At 34.0% G+C, this 6,952-nt stretch carries 8 protein-coding genes; 3 read left to right on the top strand and 5 right to left on the bottom strand.

The window, feature by feature from the left end:
- From ABI657_RS18685 to ABI657_RS18675, 3 genes are all read right to left on the bottom strand, one after another.
- Positions 1-772 (bottom strand): ribonucleotide reductase N-terminal alpha domain-containing protein (locus ABI657_RS18685; RefSeq protein WP_348098785.1); only part of this gene is annotated, 772 nt, incomplete at its 3' end.
- A 280-nt stretch (positions 773-1,052) separates the two neighbouring features.
- On the bottom strand, positions 1,053-2,030 hold the full coding sequence (locus ABI657_RS18680) for a ribonucleotide-diphosphate reductase subunit beta (protein WP_348098784.1): 978 nt from the start codon (positions 2,028-2,030) through the stop codon (positions 1,053-1,055).
- A 331-nt stretch (positions 2,031-2,361) separates the two neighbouring features.
- The gene (locus tag ABI657_RS18675) at positions 2,362-2,931 is read right to left on the bottom strand and encodes a DUF3109 family protein (protein WP_348098783.1); all 570 of its coding nucleotides are present in this window, start codon (positions 2,929-2,931) and stop codon (positions 2,362-2,364) included.
- Positions 2,932-3,350: 419 nt separating this feature from the next.
- Between ABI657_RS18675 and ABI657_RS18670 the strand changes: the two genes are divergently transcribed.
- The 3 genes from ABI657_RS18670 to ABI657_RS18660 all read left to right on the top strand — a co-directional run bounded on the left by ABI657_RS18670 (position 3,351) and on the right by ABI657_RS18660 (position 4,837).
- Positions 3,351-3,929 carry a MarC family protein gene (locus ABI657_RS18670; protein WP_348098782.1) on the top strand — a complete coding sequence of 193 codons (579 nt, stop codon included), beginning with the start codon at positions 3,351-3,353 and terminating at the stop codon, positions 3,927-3,929.
- Positions 3,930-4,029: 100 nt separating this feature from the next.
- The gene (locus tag ABI657_RS18665) at positions 4,030-4,230 is read left to right on the top strand and encodes a hypothetical protein (RefSeq protein ID WP_348098781.1); all 201 of its coding nucleotides are present in this window, start codon (positions 4,030-4,032) and stop codon (positions 4,228-4,230) included.
- A 1-nt stretch (position 4,231) separates the two neighbouring features.
- A complete protein-coding gene (locus ABI657_RS18660) occupies positions 4,232-4,837 on the top strand; it encodes an FAD-dependent oxidoreductase (protein ID WP_348098786.1) in 606 nt (201 codons plus the stop codon).
- A 95-nt stretch (positions 4,838-4,932) separates the two neighbouring features.
- Here ABI657_RS18660 and ABI657_RS18655 read toward each other — a convergent pair whose 3' ends face one another.
- A complete protein-coding gene (locus tag ABI657_RS18655) occupies positions 4,933-5,244 on the bottom strand; it encodes a hypothetical protein (protein ID WP_348098780.1) in 312 nt (103 codons plus the stop codon).
- 77 nt (positions 5,245-5,321) lie between these two features.
- Positions 5,322-6,899: a S41 family peptidase gene (locus ABI657_RS18650; protein ID WP_348098779.1), complete on the bottom strand. Its 1,578-nt coding sequence runs from the start codon at positions 6,897-6,899 to the stop codon at positions 5,322-5,324.
- Positions 6,900-6,952: the final 53 nt, after the last annotated feature.

Below are 6,952 nucleotides of genomic sequence, written 5' to 3'. Positions count from 1 at the left end.
CTGTCGCACGAACGTTATGAATAGAAAGACCAATTCCTCCCGCTGATTGCGAGATTTTAGCCGTTTGTTTTAAGGTATCGTAAATGCCATCAATACTGTCATCCTGCATTGCCAAAAGGAAACACGAAGACATTTGAGGTTTTGGAGTTCCCGCATTGAACAACGTCGGTGTTGCATGCGTGAAGTATTTTTTAGACATTAAATCGTACGTCTCAATTACCGATTTTAAATCATCTAAGTGAATCCCAACTGAAACACGCATCAGCATATGCTGTGGTCTTTCGACGATTTTTCCGTTTATTTTTAGCAAATACGAACGCTCCAAAGTTTTGAACCCGAAGTAATCGTAATTAAAATCCCGTGTATAAATGATATGAGAATCAAGGAAAGCTGCATTTTCCTGAATCACATTAAATACCTCATCCGAAAGTAACGGAGCGTCTTGCCCGTTTCTTGGATTTACGTAGTGATACATATCCTTCATCGTTTCTGAAAACGATTTTTTTGTATTAGAGTGTAAGTTTGAAATCGCCACACGAGCTGCCAATTGCGCATAATCAGGATGGGCAATAGTCATAGAAGCTGCAGTTTCTGCCGCAAGATTATCCAGTTCAGATGTAGAAACTCCGTCATACAATCCTTCAATAACACGCATGGCTACCTTAACAGGATCTACAAGCTCATTCAGCCCGTAACATAATTTTTTGATTCTTTCCGTAATCTTATCAAACATTACCGGCTCTTTATGGCCATCTCTTTTTACTACATACATAAGCTTACTTTTTTTGTGTTTTTTAAAAAATGAAAGACTCCGGAAAACAAATTCCATTGCTTAACATCGCGTGTTTTTTATATTTTTTGAGAATTGCAGGATTCCCATAGTTTTTTGATTTTCAATCTGGAAAACAGATGAAAATAGTTGTAAAAATGTTATTGGATCTGCGATTTGGGATAGAGATCCAACCTTAAATTGTCTATTATAAGAAACTTTCATTTCTTAATTTTATTATGTCTTAGTGCTCGTGGTAAGTCACTAAAATTTACTACATAATCTAAAAATCTGCATCAAATGAAATTTTCTGAGCATCACCATCCGTGTTCATTACACCTGATTTTTGATACTCGGCAACACGTTTCTCAAAGAAATTGGTTTTTCCCTGAAGAGAAATCATATCCATGAAATCAAACGGATTTGATGATCCGTACACACGCTCGCAATCTAATTCTACTAATAATCTGTCAGCAACAAATTCTAAATATTGTGTCATCAAGGCAGCATTCATACCAATCAAACTTACCGGAAGAGATTCTGTAACAAACTCTCTTTCAATATCCAAAGCATCAACGATAATTTCCTTGATTCTTTCTTTAGGGACTTTATTAATTAAGTGGTGATTGTGTAAGTGTACTGCAAAATCACAGTGTACGCCTTCATCACGGGAAATCAATTCGTTTGAAAAAGTCAAACCTGGCATTAAACCACGTTTTTTCAACCAATAAATAGAACAGAAAGCTCCGGAAAAGAAAATCCCTTCAACCGCTGCAAAAGCAATAAGTCTTTCAGCAAACGAATCAGAATCAATCCATTTTAAAGCCCAGTCTGCTTTTTTTCTGATGGCAGGAAAAACTTCCAAAGCATTAAACAGCTCCGCTTTCTCTGCTTCATCTTTCACGTAAGTGTCAATCAATAAAGAATAGGTCTCGCTATGAATATTTTCCATCATAATTTGAAAACCATAGAAAAACTTCGCTTCTGCATATTGCACTTCATTTACAAAGTTCTCTGCCAGGTTTTCATTTACGATTCCGTCAGAAGCTGCAAAAAATGCCAAAATGTGTTTAATGAAATATCGTTCTTCGTCACTTAGTTTATTGTTCCAATCTGTCAAGTCCTGGTGCAAATCAATTTCTTCGGCAGTCCAGAAGCTAGCTTCCATTTTTTTATACCATTCCCAAATATCATGATGTTTGATTGGAAAAATGACGAAACGATTCTTATTTTCTTGTAATATTGGCTCAACTTGTGACATTCCTGGTTTGTTTAATTTTTAATGAATTTCCCCTGATTCAGTAGACTACAAAGATTGTCATTTGTTGCCAAAAATGAAAGCCAAACTTATTCACAATTTGATGTAGTTTTTAACAAAGCACAAAAAACAGAACATTTTTCATACAATTATTAAATATCTGTAAATGAGTAAATTAAAATTACAAAATTCAGTTAAGATACCGTAAAATATAGGATTTTAAAAATAAAAAGCAAGGATTTTTTATTAAATTAAAAAATCTTTTTCTTTCTTATCTGGAATTATTCTTTGCAGATTTTGGTCTTTTTTGAAGTATTGCCGATATCGTTTTTTTTTAAGAATTTTTATGCTCTTCTGCTACTTTTTCGAGCTCTAAATACCAATCTTCTCCAAAACGGCGAATAAGCGCTTCCTTGACAAATTTGTAAACCGGAACTTCTAATTCCTTTCCTAAAGAACAGGCAGCATCACAAATATCCCATTTGTCATAATTAACGGCAGCGAACTCCGTAAAATCTTTTACACGGATTGGATAAAGATGACATGAAACCGGTTTTTTCCAATCTACGATTCCCTGATTGTAGGCTTGCTCAATTCCGCAAAGGGCGGTTTTGCCGTCAAAAATTACGTAAGCACAATCTTTTTCATCTATTAGTGGGGTTTCAAGATCACCATCGGTTCCTTTTACCCAGGTTCCTTGTGCTTCGATAGCTGCAATTCCTTCCTTGCGCAAAAAAGGTTTTATTTTTGGATAAATTTCTTCCAATATTTTAGTTTCCGCTTCGCTTAAAGGCGCACCGGCATCTCCGTCAACACAACAAGCTCCTTTACAAGCTGACAAGTTGCACACAAATTCTTTTTCAAGAATATCTTCTGAAATAATGGTTTTCCCTAATTGAAACATGATAATAAAGTACTGTAATTTATAAAGTGCAAATATAGTCAAAGAAAAGAGATGTAATGCGATTTAATTTTACTGTAATGCTTTGTAAAGTTTTACCACAGAGTTACACAAAAGTTTTTTTCGCAGAGATTCTCAAAGTTTAATTTTTTTAGAAATGTTTTTTTTAAGTGCATAAAGCTTTGCTATTAAACTTTGACAAAGAGTAAATAAAACTTTGTGCAACTTCGTGGATTCTTTGTGAAACTCTGTGGTAGTACAATTAAACTTTGAGAATCTGTGCGGGCAACAAACATATGTTACAAATGTTTATTTTTAAGCACCTGAAACGTCTTTTTATAACAAAAATACATGCGTTCATAAAACCATTATCTTTATTCTTTACCTTTGCAAAAATTTTAAATGCTTAAAATCAAAGTAATATGTTAGAAATCGACTTTAAAGAAATCATAACAGTTGGAATGGTACTTTTTGCCGTAATTGATATTGTAGGTTCAATTCCTATTATTGTAAATCTAAGAGCTAAGGTTGGACATATAGAATCTGAAAAGGCTTCACTTGTTGCCGGAGCAATTATGATTGTCTTTCTTTTTATTGGAGAAGGCTTACTAAATCTTATTGGTATTGATGTGCATTCGTTTGCCGTTGCAGGTTCATTCGTTTTATTCTTTCTTGCTTTAGAAATGATTTTGGGAATCCGTATTTACCGTGACGAAGAACCGGGATCAGCTTCGATTGTTCCGTTGGCATTTCCTCTAATCGCCGGGGCCGGAACCATGACGACTTTATTATCATTACGTTCTCAGTTTCACACTATTAATATTATCATAGCTATTTTACTGAATATTATCTTAGTTTATATTGTTCTTAAATCTTCTAAAAAAATTGAAGAATTATTAGGCGAAAATGGCCTTGGAGTTGTCCGCAAGACATTTGGAGTGATACTTTTGGCAATTGCTGTTAAATTATTCGCTGCTAATGTTAAAGGTCTGTTTGTATAACGGATATTTTTATAAATTTGCTCCATAAAATTTCTAAAATATAGTTTCAGATAGCTAATCAAAAACTTTACTTTATTATTTTAGACAAACAAACAGCCTTATGAAAATTTTCACTTCTATTTTAGTGCTTCTGGCATTAGCTTTAATTGTTTTTAACATTACATTGCTGGACTTTCAAAACCCTTTTAAGGGGGATAGTATGGTAGCTTTTATTGGAATCGCTGCTTCATTTTGTGCCGTTTTAATTCTTTTGATTTTTAGAATCTCTAAGAAGATTGAAGAAAAAACAAACGGAAGATAATATGTTTGATGCTCTGATTATCGGAGGAGGCGTTTCAGGAATGTCCTGTGCACTTATTTTAGGATCTGCTAAAAACAAAGCTTTTGTAACCGATAAAAAAATCGGAATTTTCACACATCAGAAGAGCTCTTCATTACAGGAAGCTGTTTTTTATAATGCTTACGGAATAAAATCAGGTAAATTAGGTTCAGCACTATTATTCGAGAGCAAACAGGATTTAGCCCAAACCTATCCGCATATTATTCAGATTGCAAATGAGAAAGTTATCAAAGTAGAAGGAACTTATCCTGCGTTTACCGTAATTACAAATAAGAATTCATACGAAACAAAGAGCATCGTTATCGGTATTGGTTCTGCCAATACTTTTGATATTGAAGGTTTAACACAATATATAGAACCACATAAAAAAGCGTTGCCTGAAAAACAGCGTATCCAGCTCAAAAATGAGGATCATAAAGTAGCCGATGGCATTTATGTTATTGGAACTTTAGCTGGATGGAGAAGCCAACTGGCTATTGCTGCCGGAAGTGGCGCCGCAGTGGCCACTGATATTTTGACTTTATGGAACAACGGTGTGCAGACTCATGTACATGATAGTATTCGATAAGTAATAAATAATTAAACCATTAAAAGATTAAAAAAATTAAGATTTTACGCTTAATAAATTAATTTTTTAATGGTTTATTTTATCTAATATAAGTGTCATTTCACCGAAACAATCTCTTGTACCTTAATATGTTTCTCGCCCTCGGTTTCCCAGATTTCCCCCTTTAACGAAACTTTATCACCTATTTTCAATTGCTTGTAATTTTGAGGCCCTCCTAAATTTACAATACTGATTATGGCAAAATAAACTTCTTTTGCATCAGTAGTAACTTTTGCGGTGTAACCGTCTTTTCCTGATTCTATTAAATCTACTTTTCCTGTAACAACATTATTCTTTTTCATTGTCGCGCATGAAATTACAAATGTCATCAAAACAAACAGGAAACTTATTCTCTTTATATTTTTCATTTTTTATGTTTTTTTACTTTACAAAGCTCGCCTTTTTTTTAAAGCTTTTTGTTATACTATTATTTAAAAATATAGCATTATTTCTTAGAATTCAAAACGGCTTTAATCATTACGTCCTCTTTTAAAATAACATCATAATAATATAGCTCACCATATAATTGTCTTGCAAACTCGGCTGTAATATAGCGATTTACCAAAGCTTTTGTTTTGTCTAATTTCAGATCAATACCGGTTTGAAGAATGTAGTTTTTGAATTTTTTGAAATAAGCATCAGAGTTTTTCATCTTAAGTAAAAACTCATTAAAATGAAGGCCTGAAAAAGTATTTCGGTTTTTATCCAATTCTTCAAAAACAAAATGACCCACTATTCCTGTTTGCAGTAAATAGGCAACATTTTCGTTTCCGTGCTCTGCTTCCATCGGAACAAAAACATCGGGAACAATTCCGCCTCCGCCATACACAATTTTACCTTTTGGTGTTTTAAACTTCAGGGAATCGGCTACTTTAATACTGTCTTTTGCATATAGTTCACCCGTTTTTAATCTGGCTTCAGACTCTTTATAATATTCTTCGTTTCCTTTGGTATAAGGTTTTTGAATCGATCTTCCGGTTGGGGTGTAATATCTTGCCACAGTTAATCGTACTGCAGATCCATCATTGAAATCCATTTCGCGCTGCACTAAACCTTTACCAAAAGAACGGCGTCCTACAATAGTACCGCGATCATTATCCTGAATAGCACCAGCCAAAATCTCGCTTGCAGAAGCACTATTTTCATTAATTAAAATTGTCACGTTCCCTTTTTCAAAACTTCCGCTTTTGGTAGCATATGTTTTTTCGGTAGAACCATCTTTATTTTTTGTAAAAACAATCAGCTGTCTATCTTTCAGGAATTCATCGGCAATTACCACGGCTTCTTCCATATATCCTCCGCCATTATCCCGAAGGTCTACAATCAAAGACTGGATCCCTTTTTGCCGCAGTCTTGTTAAACCAATTTTAAATTCTTTATATGTTGTTTCAGCAAAACGATTTATTTTTATGTAACCTGTATTATTTGCCAGTAATATAGAAGCATCAACACTTTTTAGCGGAATGACATCTCTCTTAATTTTAAATTTAAGCTGTTTCTTCTCTGATTTTCTAAAAACGGTTAGTTCTATTTCAGAACCTTTTACTCCTTTTAGTTTGGAGAACAAACTATCAGACGGCAATTTTCTGCCATATAGTTTCGTTTTTCCTGCAAATAAGATTCTATCCCCTGATTTTAATCCGGCTTTTGCCGAAGGACCATTTTCTACAGGCTTAATGATTGCTACAGAATCTTTGTACATATAGAAATTAATTCCGATTCCGACGAAATCACCTCTCATGCTTTCAGCTACTTCAGCCTGTTCGCTTGGCGGAATATAAACTGAATGCGGATCTAGTTTTGATAAAATATTATCTACGGTCAGATCCACAATCGAATCGGTATTGACATTATCAACATATTCATTGTTGATGAAATCAATCAGCTTATTGAGTTTCGTTTTAGAATTATTTTTCGCCAAAAGACTATCCTCGAGGGGAGCATTCATCATGCTTCCCAGAACGGTTCCAAGAGCAAAAACGGCTCCTATAATAATGGGTAAATATTTCGGATTGATTTTCATTATTCTTCTAAAACAGGAATATGTTCGACTTCGACACCTGCTTTTATTAAAAA

The sequence above is a fragment of the Flavobacterium sp. genome (genome assembly GCF_039930565.1).
Lineage (GTDB): Bacteria > Bacteroidota > Bacteroidia > Flavobacteriales > Flavobacteriaceae > Flavobacterium.
This window is presented reverse-complemented; position numbering and strand designations above follow the sequence as displayed.